The organism is Agrobacterium sp. 22117 (assembly GCF_052045735.1).
Lineage (GTDB): Bacteria > Pseudomonadota > Alphaproteobacteria > Rhizobiales > Rhizobiaceae > Agrobacterium > Agrobacterium cavarae.
Genome location: NZ_JBQEPP010000002.1, coordinates 234,639 through 254,067 on the forward strand (window position 1 = coordinate 234,639; position 19,429 = coordinate 254,067).

General features: G+C 59.7%; 21 protein-coding genes. 11 read left to right on the forward strand and 10 right to left on the reverse strand.

Annotated features, from left to right (window positions below; genetic code table 11):
- Positions 1-16 precede the first annotated feature (16 nt).
- Positions 17-1,894, forward strand: coding sequence for a DUF882 domain-containing protein (locus ACTJKV_RS05480; protein ID WP_062427903.1), 1,878 nt, complete (start codon positions 17-19; stop codon positions 1,892-1,894).
- A gap of 658 nt (positions 1,895-2,552) precedes the next feature.
- A complete protein-coding gene (locus ACTJKV_RS05485; RefSeq protein WP_440598520.1) occupies positions 2,553-4,757 on the forward strand; it encodes a hypothetical protein in 2,205 nt (734 codons plus the stop codon).
- A gap of 68 nt (positions 4,758-4,825) precedes the next feature.
- Here ACTJKV_RS05485 and ACTJKV_RS05490 read toward each other — a convergent pair whose 3' ends face one another.
- Complete coding sequence (locus ACTJKV_RS05490) at positions 4,826-5,332, reverse strand: DinB family protein (protein ID WP_440598521.1); 507 nt, start codon at positions 5,330-5,332, stop codon at positions 4,826-4,828.
- A gap of 100 nt (positions 5,333-5,432) precedes the next feature.
- On the opposite strand from ACTJKV_RS05490, the gene ACTJKV_RS05495 reads away from it, so the two are divergent.
- On the forward strand, positions 5,433-6,029 hold the full coding sequence (locus ACTJKV_RS05495; protein ID WP_116491987.1) for a TetR/AcrR family transcriptional regulator: 597 nt from the start codon (positions 5,433-5,435) through the stop codon (positions 6,027-6,029).
- 175 nt (positions 6,030-6,204) lie between these two features.
- On the opposite strand, the gene pyk is transcribed toward ACTJKV_RS05495, so the two are convergent.
- Positions 6,205-7,644 (reverse strand): pyruvate kinase, encoded by a 1,440-nt coding sequence (pyk, locus tag ACTJKV_RS05500; RefSeq protein WP_062427905.1) that lies wholly within the window; start codon positions 7,642-7,644, stop codon positions 6,205-6,207.
- Positions 7,644-8,126, reverse strand: coding sequence for a DUF1036 domain-containing protein (locus ACTJKV_RS05505; RefSeq protein ID WP_062427906.1), 483 nt, complete (start codon positions 8,124-8,126; stop codon positions 7,644-7,646). Before ACTJKV_RS05505 ends, pyk begins: the two co-directional genes overlap by 1 nt.
- Positions 8,127-8,320: 194 nt before the next feature.
- Here ACTJKV_RS05505 and ACTJKV_RS05510 point away from each other — a divergent pair, with 194 nt between their 5' ends.
- The 3 genes from ACTJKV_RS05510 (at position 8,321) to ACTJKV_RS05520 (ending at position 9,834) form a co-directional block, all read left to right on the forward strand.
- Positions 8,321-9,109, forward strand: a complete 789-nt coding sequence (locus ACTJKV_RS05510; protein ID WP_440598522.1) for an N-formylglutamate amidohydrolase — start codon at positions 8,321-8,323, stop codon at positions 9,107-9,109.
- A gap of 14 nt (positions 9,110-9,123) precedes the next feature.
- Complete coding sequence (locus tag ACTJKV_RS05515; protein ID WP_062427908.1) at positions 9,124-9,429, forward strand: DUF1244 domain-containing protein; 306 nt, start codon at positions 9,124-9,126, stop codon at positions 9,427-9,429.
- A gap of 150 nt (positions 9,430-9,579) precedes the next feature.
- Positions 9,580-9,834, forward strand: a complete 255-nt coding sequence (locus tag ACTJKV_RS05520; protein WP_062439745.1) for a DUF2312 domain-containing protein — start codon at positions 9,580-9,582, stop codon at positions 9,832-9,834.
- 36 nt (positions 9,835-9,870) lie between these two features.
- Here the strand turns inward: ACTJKV_RS05520 and ACTJKV_RS05525 are convergent, their stop codons facing one another.
- The 6 genes from ACTJKV_RS05525 to ACTJKV_RS05550 form a co-directional block, all read right to left on the reverse strand.
- Complete coding sequence (locus ACTJKV_RS05525) at positions 9,871-10,563, reverse strand: hypothetical protein (protein WP_274103130.1); 693 nt, start codon at positions 10,561-10,563, stop codon at positions 9,871-9,873.
- Complete coding sequence (locus tag ACTJKV_RS05530; protein WP_274103131.1) at positions 10,470-11,075, reverse strand: tetratricopeptide repeat protein; 606 nt, start codon at positions 11,073-11,075, stop codon at positions 10,470-10,472. Before ACTJKV_RS05530 ends, ACTJKV_RS05525 begins: the two co-directional genes overlap by 94 nt.
- A 100-nt stretch (positions 11,076-11,175) precedes the next feature.
- A complete protein-coding gene (ykgO, locus tag ACTJKV_RS05535; RefSeq protein ID WP_003497670.1) occupies positions 11,176-11,301 on the reverse strand; it encodes a type B 50S ribosomal protein L36 in 126 nt (41 codons plus the stop codon).
- Between the two features lie 134 nt (positions 11,302-11,435).
- Complete coding sequence (locus ACTJKV_RS05540; RefSeq protein ID WP_274103160.1) at positions 11,436-12,515, reverse strand: 5-(carboxyamino)imidazole ribonucleotide synthase; 1,080 nt, start codon at positions 12,513-12,515, stop codon at positions 11,436-11,438.
- The gene (gene purE / locus ACTJKV_RS05545) at positions 12,512-12,979 is read right to left on the reverse strand and encodes a 5-(carboxyamino)imidazole ribonucleotide mutase (protein ID WP_274103319.1); all 468 of its coding nucleotides are present in this window, start codon (positions 12,977-12,979) and stop codon (positions 12,512-12,514) included. The genes ACTJKV_RS05540 and purE overlap by 4 nt, the downstream gene beginning before the upstream one ends.
- Positions 12,980-13,054: 75 nt before the next feature.
- Complete coding sequence (locus tag ACTJKV_RS05550) at positions 13,055-13,258, reverse strand: YdcH family protein (protein ID WP_062427987.1); 204 nt, start codon at positions 13,256-13,258, stop codon at positions 13,055-13,057.
- Positions 13,259-13,845: 587 nt separating this feature from the next.
- Between ACTJKV_RS05550 and ACTJKV_RS05555 the strand changes: the two genes are divergently transcribed.
- Positions 13,846-14,022: a YdcH family protein gene (locus tag ACTJKV_RS05555; RefSeq protein ID WP_082447303.1), complete on the forward strand. Its 177-nt coding sequence runs from the start codon at positions 13,846-13,848 to the stop codon at positions 14,020-14,022.
- A gap of 143 nt (positions 14,023-14,165) precedes the next feature.
- Here the strand turns inward: ACTJKV_RS05555 and ACTJKV_RS05560 are convergent, their stop codons facing one another.
- Positions 14,166-14,930 carry a sulfite exporter TauE/SafE family protein gene (locus tag ACTJKV_RS05560; protein ID WP_274103161.1) on the reverse strand — a complete coding sequence of 255 codons (765 nt, stop codon included), beginning with the start codon at positions 14,928-14,930 and terminating at the stop codon, positions 14,166-14,168.
- Between the two features lie 180 nt (positions 14,931-15,110).
- Between ACTJKV_RS05560 and ACTJKV_RS05565 the strand changes: the two genes are divergently transcribed.
- From ACTJKV_RS05565 to ACTJKV_RS05580, 4 genes are all read left to right on the forward strand, one after another.
- Positions 15,111-15,764 (forward strand): thiamine phosphate synthase, encoded by a 654-nt coding sequence (locus tag ACTJKV_RS05565; protein ID WP_153311706.1) that lies wholly within the window; start codon positions 15,111-15,113, stop codon positions 15,762-15,764.
- Positions 15,765-15,772: 8 nt separating this feature from the next.
- Complete coding sequence (locus ACTJKV_RS05570) at positions 15,773-17,008, forward strand: tetratricopeptide repeat protein (protein WP_440598523.1); 1,236 nt, start codon at positions 15,773-15,775, stop codon at positions 17,006-17,008.
- A 212-nt stretch (positions 17,009-17,220) separates the two neighbouring features.
- Positions 17,221-18,021, forward strand: a complete 801-nt coding sequence (locus ACTJKV_RS05575; protein ID WP_062599050.1) for an inositol monophosphatase family protein — start codon at positions 17,221-17,223, stop codon at positions 18,019-18,021.
- Between the two features lie 385 nt (positions 18,022-18,406).
- Positions 18,407-19,429, forward strand: coding sequence for a flagellar motor protein MotA (locus ACTJKV_RS05580; RefSeq protein ID WP_112521007.1), 1,023 nt, complete (start codon positions 18,407-18,409; stop codon positions 19,427-19,429).

Below are 19,429 nucleotides of genomic sequence, written 5' to 3' on the forward strand. Positions count from 1 at the left end.
CCAGGCGGGGATCGAATTGCCATATCTGAATCGGAATAACGCGCATGCGGGCAAGTCTGCGCGCGGCTTGATCAAAGATATATGCACGAAGCTGTCGGCACGCGTTGTCACCGTTGCGTGCCTGATGTTAGCCGCAATGCCCATCTTCAGCGTTTCAGCGACGGAAGCCGCCGCCGAGACACGCAGTTTGAAGCTCTATTATATCCACACCAAAGAAAAAGCCGTCATCACATTCAAGAGAAACGGCAAGTACGATCAGAAGGGCCTGCAGGAGCTCAATCGCTTCCTGCGCGACTGGCGTCGCAACCAGCCCACCAAGATGGATCCGCGCCTTTTCGATCTGGTCTGGGAAGTGTATCGCCGCTCCGGCGCCACGGACTATATCAACGTCGTTTCCGCTTTCCGCTCGCCCGAGACCAACGGCATGCTGCGTTCGCGCACCAAGGGTGTTGCCAAGCACAGCCAGCACACGCTCGGCAAGGCGATGGACTTTTTCATTCCCGGCGTGAAGCTCGCCCGCTTGCGTGAGATCGGCATGCAGATGCAGATCGGTGGCGTCGGCTTCTACCCGACCTCCGGTTCGCCCTTCGTCCATATGGACGTCGGCAATGTCCGTGCATGGCCACGCATGAGCCGCCAGGAACTCGTTCGCATCTTCCCGAACGGCAACACCATTCACCTGCCTGCCGATGGCAAGCCGCTGCCGGGTTACGATCAGGCTCTGGCCGACTACAAGAAGCGTGTCAGCTCCTCGTCGATCCAAGTGGCGAGCACCGCTGGCTCCGGACCTGCGACATCCTCTTCCGGCGGCAAGCGCAAGACCCTTCTTGCAGCCCTCTTTGGCGGTGGCGACGAGGATGAAGATTCCGAAGAAATCGCAACACCCGCACCGGCCGGTCGTTCGCCAGCCCCTGCTCCTGTAGCAGAAGAGGCAGAAGAAGCCCCGGTCGCTGTGGCATCTGCGGCGCCCGTGCCGAGTGCCGTAAATGCACCGCTGCCGACCGCACGCCCGGCCTTCCGCGGCGAAGAAGCTTCGACTGGCCTTGCGACGGCGCTTTATTCGCCAGGTCGCAATGCCGCTCAGGATGCGCTCCAGGCTGCGACCACGCCAACTCCAACCGCCGCACCGGCTGAACAGAAGTTCGCCGATCTGGCCGAGGTCTCGGTTCCGGTTCCGACCCTGCTTGGACCGCGCGGCATGCGTGGCGATGCTCAGGGTTCGGTCATGACGGCGTCACTCGACTCTGAAAACGCACCGGCCGATGCGCTGGTCGCCCATGTGCCGGTTCCGGCCAATCGTCCGGCTGTTGCAGAAGCACTGATCGCCTCTGCCAATGCCGATACGGAAGGCCAGGATGACGTAGCCGACAGCCAGGCCTCTCTGTCTCCGACGGTCATTGCCGCTCTGGAACAAAGCGGGCAGGATGCACGCTCTGCCGTGACGGCGGCTGCCATGCCGACGGCTGCACCATTCCCGTCATCGGCTGCTGCCTATGCTGCACCGACCCCGGTTGAGGCGCCGCGCCAGGTCGCCAAGCTTGATCCGATGGTGACGCCGAAGGCAAAGAGCTTTGGTGACGAGTTCGATCCAAAGCCAGCGGCTGCCAACAATAGCGGTCTCAATGCCGGCCTGCCGACCAAGGGTGGTCGCCCGAGCAAGCAGGATGCCGTCGTATCGCAGCAGGCCATGGTCAGCGGTGGACGCCTGACGCAGGAAGCGATTTCCGATTGGGCGCTCAGCCAGAACAAGGGTGCGACTGTTCGTGCGGTGAAGGCACCACGCGTCAGCAACCGCATGCTGAGCCACGATATGTCGGCCTCGAATGCGAGCTTCCGCCAGGGCGCCAAGGCGATCGACTCCAGCCGCTTCAGCTCACCGGTCAGAATGCCTTAATCAGCTTCTGCAGAGCATAAGAGAAATGAACGGCCCGGAAATCGACATCGATTTTCGGGTCGTTTGTTTTTTCAGGCATCCTGAGGTGTGGCATTTTTCCAGAGTTGCTCTTCAGGCGACCACGCTGTGTCTCACCAAAGCGCCGGGCGTCCTCTTGGACGCACAAAGGACGCTTTCCCATTTTGAATCGACGCACCGTGCTTTGCGAAAATCGGGTCCGCCATTCGGGCCGATGCTGTTGAGAGTCGTCCACGGAGGGGGCGTCTCAGGCGATTGAGACCATCTCTGTTCTTGCCGAAGCGTGCGCGGAGCTTTCGTCAGCCACGCCATCACCTTGACGGGCGCTGATGGCGCTGTTAACGCTTTTTTCATTGCTTTGTTTGTCGCGGCGAAAGTTATGCGTGTATCGCCGCACGTCATTTGTTTTAGGTCGCGCAAAGGCAGTGGTCTTGAGAGACGCTGCACGCATGAAGCTCTTTCAATGCGCCGGTTCTGACGAACCATGTCCCTGATGAATTCCGTGTTCCTGTGTCGATAAAAGACGCGCCGTAAGGCCGTTTTGAATCTCGCCTCAACGCTCTTTCCTTCTGCCACGGGCCGAAGCGCGCTGAGGCTGGTTCGTCGTCACATGGGCATGCCACTCGACGGTATACGCGCCATGACCACGATTTCCCTGCTCGCCACACGCCAGATCGCCATGCTCTCCACCTCCGTGATTGCGGGGTTGACGAGTGCCGATGTCGATGCGCTGAGTTCGGCGCAGATCAAGGCGCTGAGCAGCACACAGATCGGCGCGCTCAACACCTCCGTGATTTCGTCGCTTTCCTCTGCCGATGTCGGTGCCATCGCGCCAAAGTCGATCATCGGTCTGACCCTGTCGCAATTGATGGCCATCGGCACGACGCAGGTATCCGGGCTGACGACCGCGCAGGTTGCATCGCTCTACAGTAGCCAGATCGATAATCTATCGAGCGCGCTCATCGAAGCGTTGAACTCGGCCCAGGTGGGTGCCTTGAGCAGCGCGCAACTCGCGACGCTCTCGTCTGCCGAGATCAATAGTTTCACCACCGATGAACTGGCCGCCATAAAGAAAGCCAATATTGGCGGACTGTCGAGCGCCGTCATCGCCGGGTTGTCGACGACGAAGTTTGCTGCGCTGACGCCTGCCCAGCTTGCCGCATTCAGTTCAACGCAGATGAGCGCCTTGACGAGTGCGCAGCTCGCAGCGCTGACGCCGGCGCAGATGGGTGCATTGACGCCGAAGCAGATCGCCGGGCTTTCGACTGACGTCCTCCATAGCCTCAGTTCCGGGCAGGTTGCCGGCCTGACAAACCGTCAGATGTCGGCACTCTCCGCCACCCAATTTGATGCTCTCAGCAGTGCCGGCCTTGCAGCCCTTGGCAGCCAGCAGGTGAGCGGATTGACAGCCGCACAGGCGGCAACGCTGACGGCCGCCGAGCTCAACAGCTTCTCAGCCGATGAGATCGCAGCGATCAAGAAGAACGTCGTGGCGGGCATCAGCACCGCCGCGATTGCCGGTCTTTCCACCAGCCTTGTCTCGGCAATCACGACGGCGCAGATCGCCGGCCTGAATTCTGCGCAGTTGAGAGCCCTGACGGCAGCCCAGCTTGCCACGCTTTCGAGCGGGCAGATCGCCGCGCTGAAGCCGGACCAGATCGCCAGCCTCACCACGGACGCGATCGCTGCTCTGAATGACGCGACCCTGTCGGCGCTCACCACGCGCCAAATCTCTTCGCTGACCGCTGCGCAATTCGACGTCTTGAGTTCCGACGACATCGCGCTCTTGAACGAAAATCAGGTCGCCGGCCTGACCTCCGCGCAACTCGCCACGCTGTCCTCTGCGGAACTCAACCGCTTCACCACGGCAGAGATCGCCGCGCTGAAAAAGGGTGCTTTGACAGGGCTGTCCACGGCGGCGATTGCTGGACTCTCCACCACTCTGATCGCGTCAATGACGACGGCGCAGATTTCTGCCTTGACCTCCTCGCAGTTCCAGGCGCTGACCTCCTCCCAGCTTGCGGCGCTCACTGCCACACAGATCTCCGCGCTGAAGCCGCAGCAGGTCGCCAACCTGTCGACCGCGGTGATCGCGGGTTTGAGCGACGCGACGCTTTCGGCGCTGACCACACGCCAGATTTCGGCGCTCACCACAGCGCAGTTCGGGTCGCTCGACAGCGCGGATATTGCGCTTCTTAGCGCAGCACAGGTCGCTGGACTGACCTCGGCGCAGCTTTCAACACTGTCTGCGGCAGAACTCAACAGCTTTACCACGGCGGAGATCGCAAGCCTGAAGAAGAATGTGTTGGGCGGCTTGCCGACAGCCACCATTGCCGGCCTTTCCACCACCTTGCTGCAGGCAATGACGACAGCGCAGATTGCGGGCCTCTCCAGCGCACAGGTCAACGCCTTGACCTCTGCTCAGATTTCAGCGCTGACGCCGAGCCAGTTCGCGTCGCTTTCGACCGCTCAGATCGCGACGCTTTCCACCGCAACGATCGCCAATCTCACCACTGCGACGCTTGCGGGCATGAGCACACGCCAGATTGCCTCCCTGACGACGGCGCAGTTCGAAGCGCTGAGTTCGGCTGGTATCGCAGCGCTGACCGAAACTCAGGTCGGCGCTCTCAACAGCACGCAATTGGCGACACTCTCGGCTGGTGAACTCAACAGCTTCACCACCGCCGAAATCGCCGCCATCAAGAAGAAGGCGATTGCCGGGCTGAGCACAGGTGCCCTGAGCGGCCTCGACACCAGCCACCTTGCTGCCTTCTCGTCCAGTCAGGTGGACGGGATGAGCCCCGCGCAGGTCGATATCGTGATCGCAGCCTATCGGAGTGTGTGATCGAGAGATGGGCCGATGCTGTACCGATATCGCTCTCGGTTGCGCGTCCGGCCTTAAAGCCGCTCTTATCAGACGGATTGTTGGCGTCGATGAGGATCGGCTTGGTGCAGATAGACTGCAAAGGTATCCCATGGCGGCGTTATGGAGAGTTGCCACAGCAGGCGGCCCACTTCACCTCGATGATAGCCCGCATGGAGGGCGACGTGAGTCAGCATCTCCTCGCGGCTCATATGGCCCTTGTCACCATCGGTAAACGTAAAGGCCACTCTCTCTGCTAGAATCGGGTAGGTGGCTCTGCTTGTGTAGTCAACATACCACATGTCGGAGAGGATCACTGAGGTCCGCAGCTCATTGAGGGTCGGTATTTCTTCTAGATTGTCTGACGAGAACGTGTGCGGAATAGCCTCCAAATGCGCGGCAAAGATCCTTGAAACCACATAGTAGTGGCTGATGAGACGAAGCGCAGCCTGTAATTCCGTGCGATAGCTTTCACGATCCAGTTTTTCCAGCGTGTCGAACAAATCGACGTTGGCCCATGCATGATAACGGAAAAGAGTGTGGAGAAGCGTGCTCATTGCCAGTGCTCCTTTTGAGCGCTACGAATGTGAGTAAGTTCTTCACATTTTCTTCTGAGGCACGTTTTTGTCTACTCGCGTTGCAAAACGGCAATCGGTGATGCGCAAGGAGCCAAAGCAGGCCCGTTCCCGCGTTACGGTTGAGGCGATCGTAGAGGCGGGTGCTCGCATTCTTGCGGAAGAGGGGTGGGCAGGTTTCACCACGAACCGGATAGCGGAGGTGGCTGGCGTCAGCATAGGTTCCCTTTACCAGTACTTTCCTGACAAGCTCGCCTTGGTCGATGCGATCCGGCATCGTCATCTCAATGATAGCATGGAGGTGATGCGGCGCGTGCGGGCAGATGGCATCTCGCCCGAGCAGTTCGCCACGCAACTCGTCGCCGCCGTGGTCGCGATCCATAGCATCCATCCAGGCCTTCATCGCGTCTTACTGGACGAAGCCCCCACCTTCGAAAAATATCGGGCCCCTCACAGCGACTTTGAGCGTGAATATCTCACCTACTACGCCGAGGCGGTCGCCACGTTTCGAAAGCGCGCGACGAACGAGGCAGATCATGTTTCGGGTCGTGTGATTTCAGACGCAATCGATGGAGTGATCCACAACGCGGCGCGACGAGGCGCCCTCAGTGATCCCATGATGCAGCTTGAACTTGTTCGGTTGGTGCGCTCGTACCTCGCAGATGACCGATATTCCTAGCGCAGACGCCAAAAATCCCTTGATCAAAACGGATACTTTAGTGGCCCCTCTGGGCCGGATTGGGAGTTTCCCTCACCATCCATAAGCCGTCGAAAACGTCGATCCTCGGCACAAGGCCGAGGATGACGCCGAGAGGGCGGCACGCGCTCCCTTTTCCATGTCGATGCTATTCTGCTTAAACGCCGCTCTGGCCGTCCTGGGCAATATAGGCGATGCGGACCATGTTGGTGGCGCCGGGCGTGCCGAGGGGGACGCCGGCCGAGATGATGATGCGGTCGCCGGGCTTGCCGAAGCCTTCGGCCACGACGATGCGGCATGCGCGGTTGACCATGTCGTCGAGGTCGCTGGCATCACCGGTGACGACGCAGTGCAGACCCCATACCACCGACAGACGACGGGCCGTCTGAATGATCGGTGAGAGTGCAATGATCGGAACCTGCGGGCGTTCACGCGCGGCGCGAAGGCCGGTGGTGCCGGACGAGGTGTAGGTGACGATGGCCGCGAGGCGCAGCGTCTCGGCAATCTGGCGGGCAGCGAGCGAAATGGCGTCGGCACCGGTCGCCTCCGGCTGGGCGCGCTGCGCGTAGATGATGTTGGAGTAGTGCGGGTCCTGCTCCACGGTGCTGGCAATGGAGGCCATGGTGGAGACGGCTTCGACCGGATAGTCGCCGGAGGCGGATTCGGCAGACAGCATGATCGCATCCGCGCCTTCGAAGACGGCGGTCGCGACGTCGGAGACTTCAGCGCGGGTCGGGACCGGTGCCGAAATCATCGATTCCAGCATCTGGGTTGCAACAACGACCGGCTTGCCGGCGCGGCGGCAGGCGCGGGTCAGCTGCTTCTGGATGCCGGGAACGGCTTCGAGCGGCATTTCCACGCCAAGGTCGCCACGGGCCACCATCAGCGCGTCGGAGAGTTCAATGATCTCTTCGATGCGTTCGAGCGCCTGCGGCTTTTCGATCTTCGACATCAGGCCGACACGGTTGCCGGCAATCTTGCGCACTTCCGCCAGATCTTCCGGGCGCTGCACGAAGGAAAGCGCGACCCAGTCGACTTCTTCGGTCGCGAGAACTGCGGCGAGGTCGGCGCGGTCCTTGTCGGTCAGAACGCCAACGCCGAGCAGCGTGTCGGGCAGGCTGATACCCTTTCGGTCGGAAATCTTGGTGCCGGAAACGACGGTGGTGACGATGCTCTTGCCGTCGCACTTTTCGGCGCGCAGATGCAGCTTGCCGTCATCGATCAGCAGGCGATCGCCCGGCTTGACGGATTCGAGAATTTCCGGATGGGGCAGGAACACGCGGTTCTTGTCGCCAGGGGCTTCGTTGTTGTCGAGCGTGAAGGTCTGGCCAGCGACGAGATCGACCTTGGTATCGGCAAACTTGCCGACGCGCAGCTTCGGTCCCTGCAGATCCGCCAGAATGCCGATCGGACGGCCGTTGCGGCTTTCGACAGAGCGGATGCGCTGAATCAGCGTACGCATCACGTCATGGCTCGCATGGCTCATATTGATGCGGAAGAGATCGGCGCCGGCAAGATGAAGCTTCTCGATCATCGCCTCTTCTGCCGAAGCGGGGCCAAGAGTTGCAAGGATTTTGACTTTGCGGTTACGCTTCATCAGTTCTGACTTTCCTGTGTTCCTGGCGTGTCCGAAAGCTGGACCATCCAGCTTCCCTGTCGGCCAGTATCGTATTCCTTGAAGCCCATGCGCTGGAAGCTGCGGGCATAGCAATCATCGACGCCGTTGATCTTGAACTCGTTTTCGGCCACGCACATGTTGACGTCGCCGGTCCAGCGGCCGCCGCGGGCCGCATCCTCGGCGTAGAGATAGTAGTAGCGCGATTGCAGCTCACCCTCGATCAAAGTGGCGCATGTGGAGGCAGGCACCTGCCACCAGCCTTCGCTGACCCAGCCTTCCTTTGCGCGATAGCCGATGGCAACGCCGACAAGGTTCTGCGTGCTGTTGCAGACGCGGAAATCCGCCAATGCCGGCTGCGCTATCAAAAGGGGAGAAGAGAGGACGGCGGCTGCGGTGAAAATGCGGATCGCGCGCCGATGTTTCTCGAGGAGAGCGGGGAATGTGTATGTCACGGCGTCCATCCGGATTCCATGGTTATAGTGAAAACACTTCTAGGCGCGGAGGCCCAAGAATGTCAACGCGAGTTTAATCGATTATATTGTCAGGTCGGGTCTCTGGTGCGGTGCTGTCGATGGCCGTTTACCCGTGCAAACTTGCGCGTGGCGTCAAGCCATGCCATCAAGCGTCTCTCCCTTAGCTGCCCCAGAAATCAATTATGCCAGACTTTCAGCCATACGAAATCATAGAAGGCGATTATGACAAAGGCATGGTTTTGCTTGCAGACCATGCCATGAACCTTCTTCCACAAGCTTACGGCAATCTCGGTCTACCGCAAGCCGCGTTCGAGCGCCATATCGCTTATGACATTGGTGTGGAAGGTTTGACCAGAAAGCTTGCGGCGAGTCTTGGCGTGCCTGCCGTTCTCGGCCGCTTTTCGCGTCTGTTGATCGATCCCAATCGCGGCGAGGACGATCCGACGCTGATCATGAAGATTTCCGATGGCGCGATCGTGCCCGGCAACCATCCGATCACGGACGAGGAGTGGGATAGGAGGGTCGAAACCTATCACCGTCCCTATCACAATGCCGTTGATGCGGTTCTGACCAGAACGGCAGAGACGTCAGGCAAGGCACCGCTGGTGTTTTCGCTGCATTCCTACACGCCGTTCTGGAAGTCCGTTCCGCGTCCCTGGCATGCGGCGGTTCTGTGGGACACGGACCACCGCGCCGTTCACCCGCTGATTGATCATCTGAGGGCGAGCGGCGATATTCTGGTGGGCGATAACGAGCCTTATGATGGCGCACTGAAGGGTGACACCATGTATCGCCACTGCATGATGAAGGGCATCCCGCATGCGCTTCTGGAAGTGCGCCAGGACCTGATCGGCGATGAGGCGGGCATTGCCGCCTGGGCTGATCGTCTCGCTCCCATTTTTGCCGCAATGAATGACGATCCCACCCTGCATGAGTACAAGCAGTTCGCCTCGCGGACTGGTCCTTACTGAAAGGCGACATCGATATGAGCGAGCTTGACGAGAAGCAGAGAACCGAGTTCGAGGCAGCCGCCTTCCGCAGGCTGGTCAACCATTTGCGCAATCGCCCAGAGGTGCAGAATATCGACCTCATGAACCTCGCCGGCTTCTGCCGCAACTGCCTGTCCAACTGGTATGCGGATGCGGCGAAGGATGCCGGTACCGATCTCAGCAAGGACGAGGCGCGCGAGATCATCTACGGCATGCCCTATGAGGACTGGAAGCGTCTTCACCAGAGCGAAGCGAGCGATGGCCAGAAAGCCGCCTTCGAAGAAAACCGCCCGAAGGAATAGCTGCCTCCCACCCGATTAGGCTTGACGTGAGGCCTTTCCACGGGCAGTTCACCAGCCGGGAATTTTGGCTGCCTTTGATGAGCAGCAGGCGAAGATTTCGCCTTACGAAAAACGGGCTCTAAGCGGGCCGAACTATTGAAGGATCATGGAATGGACGAAACAGCCACAACCGAAACCGTCGCCGCCGCCGAACTTCGCCAGATTATCGAGCGTATCGAACGCCTGGAAGAAGAGAAGGCGGCAATCCAGGGTGACATCAAGGATGTCATGGGCGAAGCCAAGGGCCGCGGCTACGACACCAAGGCGATCCGCACCATCATCCGCCTTCGCAAGAAGGATGCCAACGAGCGCATCGAGGAAGAGACAATTCTCCAGACCTATATGGCCGCACTTGGTATGGAGTAAGGTCTAGAGCTGCGGGACCAAAGACGGCCTCGCAGCTTACTTGTTTTCCGTCAGGATGTTTTTGTTGGCTATCAGCAACTCCATAATTTTGCTTCTAACGAATTCTTGCTCTTTCAAAAGCTCTGACTGACGCTTGTTCAAAGCGCGCTCCACCTCTGTGAACATGACGACAGTAAAGAGAAAGTCGCCAAATCCATCGGCACGAGTAACATCACTAACTGGGCGTTCCGTGGTCAAGACGCGAAAGATGTTTCGCTTTTCGTCGTCGGAAACTTCGAATACGAGTTTATGCGCGAACTTGTTGCGGAGCGCGTTGACAGCTTTAAGTACACTCCCGAACTCGTCCCTGAAAAATCCCAGAGCCTGACATAAGCCGAGCTTCTCCGCGAAAGACCTGTGCGCGTTAAAATAAGCTTCTGGATGATCGAGGTGCTCGTTGAGGACGGCCGTGATTATATGATCAAGATATATATGGGCGACGATTAATTTTGCCCAATCTTCGGAAACTGATATCCGGTCGATAAACGTGCTGATGTCGAAACTAGGATTGTCGCCAATCGAGCGTAGTAGCAGCTCTTCTTTCTCAAATCTTCCTTGCTTCAAAATTGGTTCTGCTTTCTCTGAAAGTAGGCGGATCAGCTGCGCGTGCCAGCCAGCTTTTCGGAGAGCTCGCCCATTTCCTTCTGCGCTTCCTTGTCCGCCGGGTAAAGCGTCAGGTAGCGCTCCCATACCTTCATCGCCGTTTCGTTGCGCTCTGAGCTTCCCAGAATATTGGCGAGACCGGCAAGGGCGGGGAAGAAGCGTGGCTCTTTTTCCAGCGTGCTGTTGAGGTCGGCCATTGCCTTGCGGGTGTCGCCGTCGGCCAGATGTATCATGGCGCGGCGGTACCAGGCGCCGGCGTAGTCCGGGTCGAGGAAGATGGCCTGGTCGAGGAAGTCATAGGCTGCGGCGCTGCGCTTCTGTTCATTGGCCTCTTCGGCCCATTGCATCAGCAGGTTGATCGTGGGGCTGCCGGAATCGCTCCACTGGCCGACGATTTCGGTGGCGATGCCGCGGGCCTTCTTGGCGTCGCGCTCCTTCTTCAGATTGTTGAAGAGATCGCCGACCGGGTCTTTGGAGGCAGGCTGCTCAGGCTGAGGCGCTGCCGCGACCGGCTCCGCAGCATGGGCGGTAAGCGTCGTGGCCGGGGCAAGTGGGCTGAGCGAGGCGAGGAGAAGAGCACAAAAACGAAATTGGCGCATGCGGATCACGATAATCCGTATGCGCCAATTAGGAAATCGAATTCTGTCTGCTATCAACAAAGTGATCCGCTTTTTCAAACGGAGCACTGCAGAAACGCAATCAGCCCTGACGAGCCTTGAAGCGTGGGTTCTGCTTGTTGATGATGTAGACGCGGCCCTTGCGGCGAACCAGACGGTTGTCGCGGTGACGAGCCTTAAGCGCTTTGAGCGAGTTCTTGATCTTCATTTTTCTGGTCCGCAGTTTGGCGGGCTTTCGCACGCATAATCTAAACAATCAAAAGCGCGCAACGGGGCGCGCCTTTTTCGGTTGGCAGGCAGATACCCTTTCGGCACCGGCCTGTCAACACGCTACGCAAGCTTTTACCGGGAAAACCCCGGCTTTCCAGCCTTGGTGAGTTGCGTCACATGGCCCATCTTTCGGCCCGCACGGGCCTCCGTCTTGCCGTAAAGATGCACGAGGCAGTCTTTTTGGCTCAGCCATTCCGGCACGCTGTCGATGTCGTCACCAATCAGATTGGTCATCACGCAATCGGAATGACGCTCTGCGCTGCCAGGCGCTAGGCCCGCTACGGCGCGGATATGCTGTTCGAACTGCGAGACCACGCAGGCGGCTTCCGTCCAGTGGCCGGTATTGTGGACGCGCGGCGCCATCTCATTTGCCACCAGCGAACCATCCGCCAGCACGAAGAACTCGATGCCGACGACACCCACATAATTCAGCGCGGCCAGCAGCTTCTGCGCCGATTCCACCGCGACGGTTCTAGCCGCATCGGAAAGATCGGCAGGAATGGTCGACGTATGGAGAATGCCGTTCAGGTGAACGTTTTCGGCAGGATCGTAGCAGGTGACGGTGCCATCCTGGAAACGCGCGGCGATGATGGAAATCTCACGCTCGAAGGGAATGAAGCTTTCGAGAATCAGCGGCACCTTGCCGAGCGCATCGAAGGCGCCGGTCAGATCTTCGCCGCCCTTGAAGACGCGCTGACCCTTGCCGTCATAGCCCATGCGCCGCGTCTTCAGCACGCCCTTGCCGCCGAACTCCGCAAGTGCGGCTTCAAGGCCGGCCTGATCGTCCACGGCGCGGAAATCGGCCGTCGGGATGCCGCAGCCATTGAGGAAACGCTTTTCCGTCAGGCGGTCCTGCGAGGCGCTCAGCGCTTGCGCCGGCGGATAGACCGGCACGGAAGCGGCGAGCGTTTCGGCGGCAACGACGGGCACGTTTTCAAATTCGTAGGTCACGACATCGCAGAGGCTTGCGAGTTCGGCCAAAGCCTTCTCGTCATCGTAAGCCGCAACGATCTGGCGATTGCAGACCTGGGCCGCCGGGCAATCGGCCTGTGGCTCCAGCACGACGGTGCGGAAGTTGAGACGGGCGGCTGCCATGGCCAGCATGCGGCCAAGCTGGCCGCCGCCGATGATACCGATGGTGGAGGATTTCATTGCGGCGCGTCCATGGGGTATTCAGCAACGATTGCCGTCTGGCGGGCGCGGTAATTGTCCAGCCGGTCGGCCAGATCCTCGTCGGAAAGCGCGAGCACGGCTGCGGCCAGAAGGGCGGCATTGATGGCGCCCGCCTTGCCTATGGCAAGCGTGCCGACCGGAATGCCCGCCGGCATCTGTACGATGGAATAGAGGCTGTCCTGGCCGGACATGGCTTTCGACTGAACCGGAACGCCGAAGACGGGGAGAGGGGTCAGCGCTGCCGTCATGCCGGGAAGATGGGCAGCGCCGCCGGCACCGGCGATGATGACCTTGAAGCCTTCGTCCTTCGCATTGGTGGCGAAATCGAACATCCGTTCCGGCGTGCGGTGGGCGGACACGATGCGCGCCTCATATTCGATATCGAGCGCATCCAGCGTATCGGCGGCGTTTTTCATGGTCTCCCAGTCAGACTGGCTTCCCATGATGATGGCGACGGGCGGCGTTTCAGTGGTCAAGCGGCGTCTCCTTGTCCAGAGGTTGTCAGGGTCCAGAGCTTATCAGGCGATGATATCCGGGATGATCTGATCTTCGATCTGGGTCATCTTGTCCTTGATGGCCAGCTTCTTCTTCTTCATCCGTTGAATTCTGAGCGCTTCGCAATTGGTCTGGATCATCGCGTTGATGGCCGTGTCGTAATCCTCATGCTCCTGCCTCAGCCTTGCCAGCGTAAGCCGGACGTCCGCCTGTTCCTGGTCGGCCATCTCGTCGTCCCCATTGTAATGAACCGGACCGCCATCCGGCATCTCTGTTGTTGGTCTTCGTGCCTGTACCATCAAATGGCGGTAACGGGAAGTTTCCTTAGAGCGCTTCCTTGTCAAATGGCAACGTTCTGCCGGAGCAGGTTTTCGTCAGGGCAAAGGCGATTGGCGAAGGGCATACCCAAAGGTACGGCCGAGCCGATCGCCTTTGATCCTGGCGGAAAAATGCCCGGCCCTGCCGCCGCGCCGCTTCGCAGTGCGAAGCGATAAGCGCGCCGGGCGATTGAAGCTCTTGCAGATTTGCCAGCAAATCTGCGGGAGGGTTGGTTGAAACGGGCCACCTGCTTGCCCGGCCGGCTTGGCCGTATGCGTTGGCTACGGCACGCGCCATCCGGACAATCAGTCGATCCCGTTTGAACCAACAGAACTGTTTCCATTTAACAAGGAAGCGCTCTTATAGCATTTTTGCCGCACTATTGCCCCGATTTCGCCTTCGACAAAGCGCGCTTTCCGTGTCACAGTGCTGTCGTAAACCTGAAACTCCAGCGATGGAGCGCTGGAGGTAGGTTCAACAAGGAAGGACGTGCCGCATGACCATTCAGGCTCATATTGCATCGCTCGAAAAGAAACACGGTGCTCTGGAGGAAGAGCTCGAGAGTATTCTTGCTTCCCCGTCTTCCGACGATCGGGAGATAGCCAATATCAAGCGCAGAAAGCTGCGTCTTAAGGACGAGTTGCAGAGGCTGAAAGCGACAACGAAACATTGATTTTCAATAACTATTGAGACCGCAGGGCGAGTTTTCGCCTGAGAAGCGGTAAAAGTTCAAGGCCCTGGTTGCAAAGCGCGATCAGGGCCTTTCCGTTTTGCCGGCAGGGGGCTGCGGCATGCATGCGCCGCAAGGGGCATTTGTTACACCGGCAAGCCATCCCAGAGCAGTTTCAACGCCGCGATAAAGGCCATTCCATACATCAGCGGATAGAAGACGGCGGGCTTCATGTATTTGACAACCTTGGCGCCGGCAAATGTGGCAATCATCGCCACCGGCAGCAGCGTGGCGGAGGTGGTGAGGTTGGTGGAATCCAGCGCCCCCAGCGCAAAATAAGGGATGAGCTTGATCGCATTCATGATGGCGAAGAAGCGCACGCTCATGCCGGTATAGGTCTTCGGATCCAGCTTGAGTGGCAGCACATAGATCTGGAAGGGTGGACCACCGGCATGCGCGACAAAACTTGCATAGCCCGACAGTGAAGACCAGAGCGTGGCGGCAGCCGGTCTCTGCGGTTTTGGCGCGATCTCCTGTCCGCGGCGGGCGCGGAAGCTCTCGTAGAAATAGCGCAGGACGAAAAGGATGGTGACGGTTGCGACGACGAGGCGCATCGCGTCGGGGGAAATCAGCGTCGAGGTGGCCCAGCCGAGCGCAATGCCGGCAATGGCGCCCGGCAGCATCAACAGCAGCGTTTCCCGATGGTTATGGTGACGCCATGCCCAGAGTGCCACCAGATCCATGACGATCAGAATGGGAAGGAAGATCGCCGCCGCCTGCACCGGCGGCACGGCCAGCGCCATCAGCGGCACGCCCATCAAGGCCAGGGCGCCGCCAAGCCCGCCTTTCGACAGGCCGACCAGAACGACAGCGGGAATGGCAACAAGGAAGAAATGGAGATCGAGCGACATGGTCAGGACTTGAGATGAGCGTGTGAGACGGCCATTGGAACAGGCCGCGAGGGGAAAGGACGACAAAGAGTCCAGCTATGAACTGTTGATCCTTCGTGCAGTCCGGTTTATCGGAAACAGTATATGAAAACGAGTGCAGATTGGCGATGAAGCGTTCTTTCTGCGGAAAATGGAAAAATCATGGGTTCTCCTGAAGATCGCTGCCGTCTGGTTCTGATCGTGCCGCAAGCCGAAGATGCTGGCCTGCAAGCCAAGGCGCTGGAGGATGCCCTGAGGGGCGGCGATGTCGCCTCCGTCATCATCCCCCAATACGCTCTCGATGACGACAGCTTCCAGAAACGCGCGGAAGTGCTGGTGCCGATCGTGCAGGCGGCGGGTGCCGCAGCGCTGGTTGCCGGTGACAGCCGCGTTGCCGGCCGCGTGAAGGCCGATGGTCTGCATGTGATAGGCGGCTTGGAGCCGCTGGCGGAAGCGGTGGAAAAGTTCACGCCGAAGATGATCGTCGGCGGCGGCAATGCCGATGACCGGCACAAGGCGCTGGAGCAGGGCGAAGCGAACCCGGACTATATCTTCTTCGGCAAGCTGGAGGGTGACATCAAGCCGGAGCCGCACCCGAAGAACGTCGCGCTTGGCGAATGGTGGGCCTCGATGATCGAAATTCCGTCGATTGTCATGGGCGGTTCGGATGTCGCCTCTGTGGTTGCGGTTGCCGAAAGCGGCGTGGAATTCGTCGCACTTCGCCAGGCCGTCTTCGCTCACGCGGGCGGCGCGGCGCAGGCCGTTGCCGAAGCCAATGCATTGCTTGACGAAAAAGCGCCACGGTTTGGCGGTTGATACGGGCGATGATCCTTCGCTTGCTCCGCCTTTCCCCATCGATCTCGCTTCTGGCGATGGCTTGCGCCATCACAGCGGCCCCTTCCTTTGCGCAGGGCCAGGTTCCAGCTGCCGGACAACAGTCTGCGCCGCAGCAGGCTGAGCCGCAGGCAAGCCCTGATCTTCTGCCGGGCCTTCAGCCGCAGGCGCAAGGTACTGATGGCGCGGGCGAGGAAGACACCGATTTTGGACCGGTGGTGAACCAGGGACCGGATGTGCTGTCGCGACCGACGGACCAGGATGCCGATCCGCTGCGGAAAGGCCGCGTGACCGGCGGCGATCAGAAGGATCTCCAGCCTTCGGAGGGCGTCACCGTCTATCAGCGCATGGGGGCCGAGCTTCCGCCGCTGCCGAAGGAAAAGGAATTCAAGGGCAAGATCGACGAGGCCTATGGTCATTATCAGCGCGGTGAATATGTGCAGGCGCTGGACAAGGCGCTGACCCGCGCGCAGGACGGCGATGCCGCAGCGCAGACGCTGGTTGCCGAAATGATGAGCCGCGGTCTCGGCATTGCCCGCGACGACAAGACCGCCGCCTTCTGGTACGAGCAGGCCGCCAAGAATGGCGATGCCGTTGCCATGTTCAAATACGCGCTGATCCTGATGGAAGGCCGGCTCGTCAAGCACGACAAGACGCTTGCCGACGACTACATGCGCCGTGCGGCCGAGGCAGGCAATCCGGAAGCCGAATTCAACTGGGCGCAGATCCTCGTCTCCCAGACGCCCGGGCCAAAGGGTCTGATGGCGGCGCTGCCCTTTTATGAGAGGTCGGCGGAAAAAGGGATTGCTGATGCCCAATATGCCGTGTCGCAAATCTATTTCAACGTGCCGGAGGTGCCGAAGGAAAAGAAGGCAAAGGCGCGCGAATGGCTGACGCGGGCAGCGAAGGCGGGCTTCGATACCGCGCAGGTCGATCTCGGCATCTGGCTGGTCAACGGCACGGCCGGCGATCGCGATCTGGAAGAAGGTTTTCGCTGGCTGAATGGCGCTGCTCAGCGCGGCAATGTCGTGGCGCAGAACAAGGTGGCGCATCTCTACATCCAGGCGCTCGGAACGCGCCCCGATCCGATCGAGGCGGCCAAGTGGTATGTGCTGTCGCGCCGCGCAGGACTAAAAGACCCGGGGCTGGAAGATTTCTATCTCGGCATCGAGGACAGTCAGCAGAAGCAGGCGATCGACGCGGCCAACAAGTTCCGGCCCAACTGAGGGCGAAACCGCTGCACACTTTTGCTCGACTATGCTTCTTGCGATCGCATGTCGTAAGCGCAAAACCGCTCCACACTTTTGCGCGACAATGCTTTAGCCTTGAATTTCGGTACGTTTTGTGGTCTTGAACCCGCAAACCTAAAATAGAAACCAATATGCCTGCCTGCCCCGATCTTGCGCGGCCGGTTCAGCCACCTTCCAGGAATGTTTTCATGGCCCGTTCAGCCCTTCTCAATGTCATGGTTCAGGCCGCCTTGAAGGCGGGAAAATCTTTGTCGCGTGACTTCGGTGAAGTGCAGAACCTGCAGGTATCGGTCAAGGGACCAAGCGACTTCGTGTCCCAGGCCGATCTGAAGGCCGAAAAGATCGTTCGCGAGGAGCTGATGAAGGCTCGTCCGACCTATGGCTTCCTCGGCGAAGAGGGCGGCGAGGAAATCGGCACCGATGGCGCCCATCGCTGGATCGTCGATCCGCTGGACGGTACCACCAACTTCCTGCACGGCATTCCGCAGTTTGCTGTCTCCATCGGTCTGGAGCGCAGCGGCGAAATCGTCGCCGGCGTCATCTTCAACCCGGCAACGGACGAGCTTTACACTGCCGAGCGTGGCGGCGGGGCGTTCCTCAATGACCGCCGCATTCGCGTTGCGGCCCGCAAGCAGCTTTCCGACAGCGTAGTCTGCTGCGGCGTTCCGCATCTCGGACGCGGCAACCACGGCAAGTTCCTCGTCGAGCTTCGCCATGTGATGGGCGAGACCGCAGGCGTGCGCCGCATGGGTGCCGCTGCTCTCGACCTCGCATATGTTGCAGCCGGTCGCTTCGACGGCTTCTGGGAAGCGGAACTGTCCCCCTGGGATATCGCCGCAGGTATCGTGCTCATCCGCGAAGCCGGCGGCTTCGTTTCCGATATGGGCGGCGCCAACAGCATGCTTGAAAGCCGCAGCGTGGTTGCTGGCAACGAGTACATCCAGAAGGCGCTGCTGGACGTCGTCAACCGGCCGGTTCCTGGCCGCTGATAGGGACCGAGGCGTCTCCTCTGACGCCCCCATTCCTGTGCCCGTCACAGGAATCTGGTCGGACCAAATCTTTGGTTTGAAAGAATGTTTTCTCGTCGCGCTGACGCGCGACGGCTAAGCTTCCCGTGACGGGTACAGGAGTGAGGGTGGGTCAAGGAATCCTTGCTCAAGGCACTTGCCCGGTCTATCGCGACGCCCATGTGTTCGATCCCGTACGGTACGACCGAACCTCACCTGAGCCTCCCTTTCATTCTTTGAAAAAGCTTTGTTCTCAAAAGGCTTTTCACTTCAATTCGTCGTAATTTTACTCTAGCTTCCGCTCCGAACCATGCTGATGCCCCAGTCTTGAGGGCAAGGTCATGGCAGCATTAGAGGAACGGGCCCTATGGCGGATACGGAACTGCTCGATGTCGGCGTCGAGAAACCGCTGACGAAAGAATATCATCACAAGCTGTCCAGCCCGACGCCGTTCTTATGGACGATGATGATCTTTCTCATCATCGTGTCCTTCCTTGCCGCCATTCTGTTCCGGCAGGCGCAATCGGCCTTTATGACCAATCCTGGACTGAACGGCTTCATTCTCGGCGTTCTCGCCATCGGCATCGTTCTGGTGTTCATGCAGATTTTGAGCCTGCGCCCCGAAGTGCGCTGGTTCAACAATTTCCAGGCGGCCGGAAGCGTCGACAAGGCCGGGCGTCCGCCGAAGCTCCTGGCGCCGATGCGAGCGCTGATCGGCAAGCGCGGTGAGGTGCGGGTCTCGACCGTCACGCAGCGCTCCATTCTCGATTCCATCGCCACGCGTCTCGATGAATCGCGCGACACCTCGCGCTATCTCATCGGCCTTCTGGTTTTCCTCGGTCTGCTCGGTACCTTCTGGGGTCTGATCGGCACGATCGGCGCCATCAGCGACGTCATCCAAGGCCTCGATCCGACATCGGGCGACAGCAGCGATATTCTGTCCTCGCTGAAATCCGGCCTGACGGCGCCGCTGTCGGGCATGGGCACGGCGTTTTCGTCCTCGCTGCTTGGTCTTTCCGGCTCGCTGATCCTCGGCTTTCTCGATCTCCAGGCGGGCCGCGCGCAAAACCGCTTCTACACGCAGCTGGAAAACTGGCTGTCTTCCGTTACCGATCCGGGCGTCGATCTCTCCGTTGACGGCAAGCCCGTTGCGGCGAGCGGTGCCGCCGGGACCGAGCGTTCGCTTGCCGCCATGCATAATCTGGCGGAGGGCATTCAGGGACTGGTGAAGAATATGCGCGGCGAGCAGCAAATGCTGCGCGACTGGATCGAAGCGCAGCAGGAGGAATCCAAGGCGCTCCGTCGCACGCTTGACCGTCTCACTGCGCGAATGGATGCCGACCAGAAGGCGGCCAGGCGATCCACTCCCCACGATAACGGGAGCGCGTGA

Coding starts and splice junctions, on each gene's coding strand:
- ACTJKV_RS05485 (WP_440598520.1), top strand. CDS start 2,553: ATGACCACGATTTCCCTGCTCGCCACACGCCAGATCGCCATGCTCTCC.
- ACTJKV_RS05490 (WP_440598521.1), bottom strand. CDS start 5,332: ATGAGCACGCTTCTCCACACTCTTTTCCGTTATCATGCATGGGCCAAC.
- ACTJKV_RS05495 (WP_116491987.1), top strand. CDS start 5,433: ATGCGCAAGGAGCCAAAGCAGGCCCGTTCCCGCGTTACGGTTGAGGCG.
- pyk (WP_062427905.1), bottom strand. CDS start 7,644: ATGAAGCGTAACCGCAAAGTCAAAATCCTTGCAACTCTTGGCCCCGCT.
- ACTJKV_RS05505 (WP_062427906.1), bottom strand. CDS start 8,126: ATGGACGCCGTGACATACACATTCCCCGCTCTCCTCGAGAAACATCGG.
- ACTJKV_RS05510 (WP_440598522.1), top strand. CDS start 8,321: ATGCCAGACTTTCAGCCATACGAAATCATAGAAGGCGATTATGACAAA.
- ACTJKV_RS05515 (WP_062427908.1), top strand. CDS start 9,124: ATGAGCGAGCTTGACGAGAAGCAGAGAACCGAGTTCGAGGCAGCCGCC.
- ACTJKV_RS05520 (WP_062439745.1), top strand. CDS start 9,580: ATGGACGAAACAGCCACAACCGAAACCGTCGCCGCCGCCGAACTTCGC.
- ACTJKV_RS05525 (WP_274103130.1), bottom strand. CDS start 10,563: ATGGGAGCGCTACCTGACGCTTTACCCGGCGGACAAGGAAGCGCAGAA.
- ACTJKV_RS05530 (WP_274103131.1), bottom strand. CDS start 11,075: ATGCGCCAATTTCGTTTTTGTGCTCTTCTCCTCGCCTCGCTCAGCCCA.
- ykgO (WP_003497670.1), bottom strand. CDS start 11,301: ATGAAGATCAAGAACTCGCTCAAAGCGCTTAAGGCTCGTCACCGCGAC.
- ACTJKV_RS05540 (WP_274103160.1), bottom strand. CDS start 12,515: ATGAAATCCTCCACCATCGGTATCATCGGCGGCGGCCAGCTTGGCCGC.
- purE (WP_274103319.1), bottom strand. CDS start 12,979: ATGGGAAGCCAGTCTGACTGGGAGACCATGAAAAACGCCGCCGATACG.
- ACTJKV_RS05550 (WP_062427987.1), bottom strand. CDS start 13,258: ATGGCCGACCAGGAACAGGCGGACGTCCGGCTTACGCTGGCAAGGCTG.
- ACTJKV_RS05555 (WP_082447303.1), top strand. CDS start 13,846: ATGACCATTCAGGCTCATATTGCATCGCTCGAAAAGAAACACGGTGCT.
- ACTJKV_RS05560 (WP_274103161.1), bottom strand. CDS start 14,930: ATGTCGCTCGATCTCCATTTCTTCCTTGTTGCCATTCCCGCTGTCGTT.
- ACTJKV_RS05565 (WP_153311706.1), top strand. CDS start 15,111: ATGGGTTCTCCTGAAGATCGCTGCCGTCTGGTTCTGATCGTGCCGCAA.
- ACTJKV_RS05570 (WP_440598523.1), top strand. CDS start 15,773: ATGATCCTTCGCTTGCTCCGCCTTTCCCCATCGATCTCGCTTCTGGCG.
- ACTJKV_RS05575 (WP_062599050.1), top strand. CDS start 17,221: ATGGCCCGTTCAGCCCTTCTCAATGTCATGGTTCAGGCCGCCTTGAAG.
- ACTJKV_RS05580 (WP_112521007.1), top strand. CDS start 18,407: ATGGCGGATACGGAACTGCTCGATGTCGGCGTCGAGAAACCGCTGACG.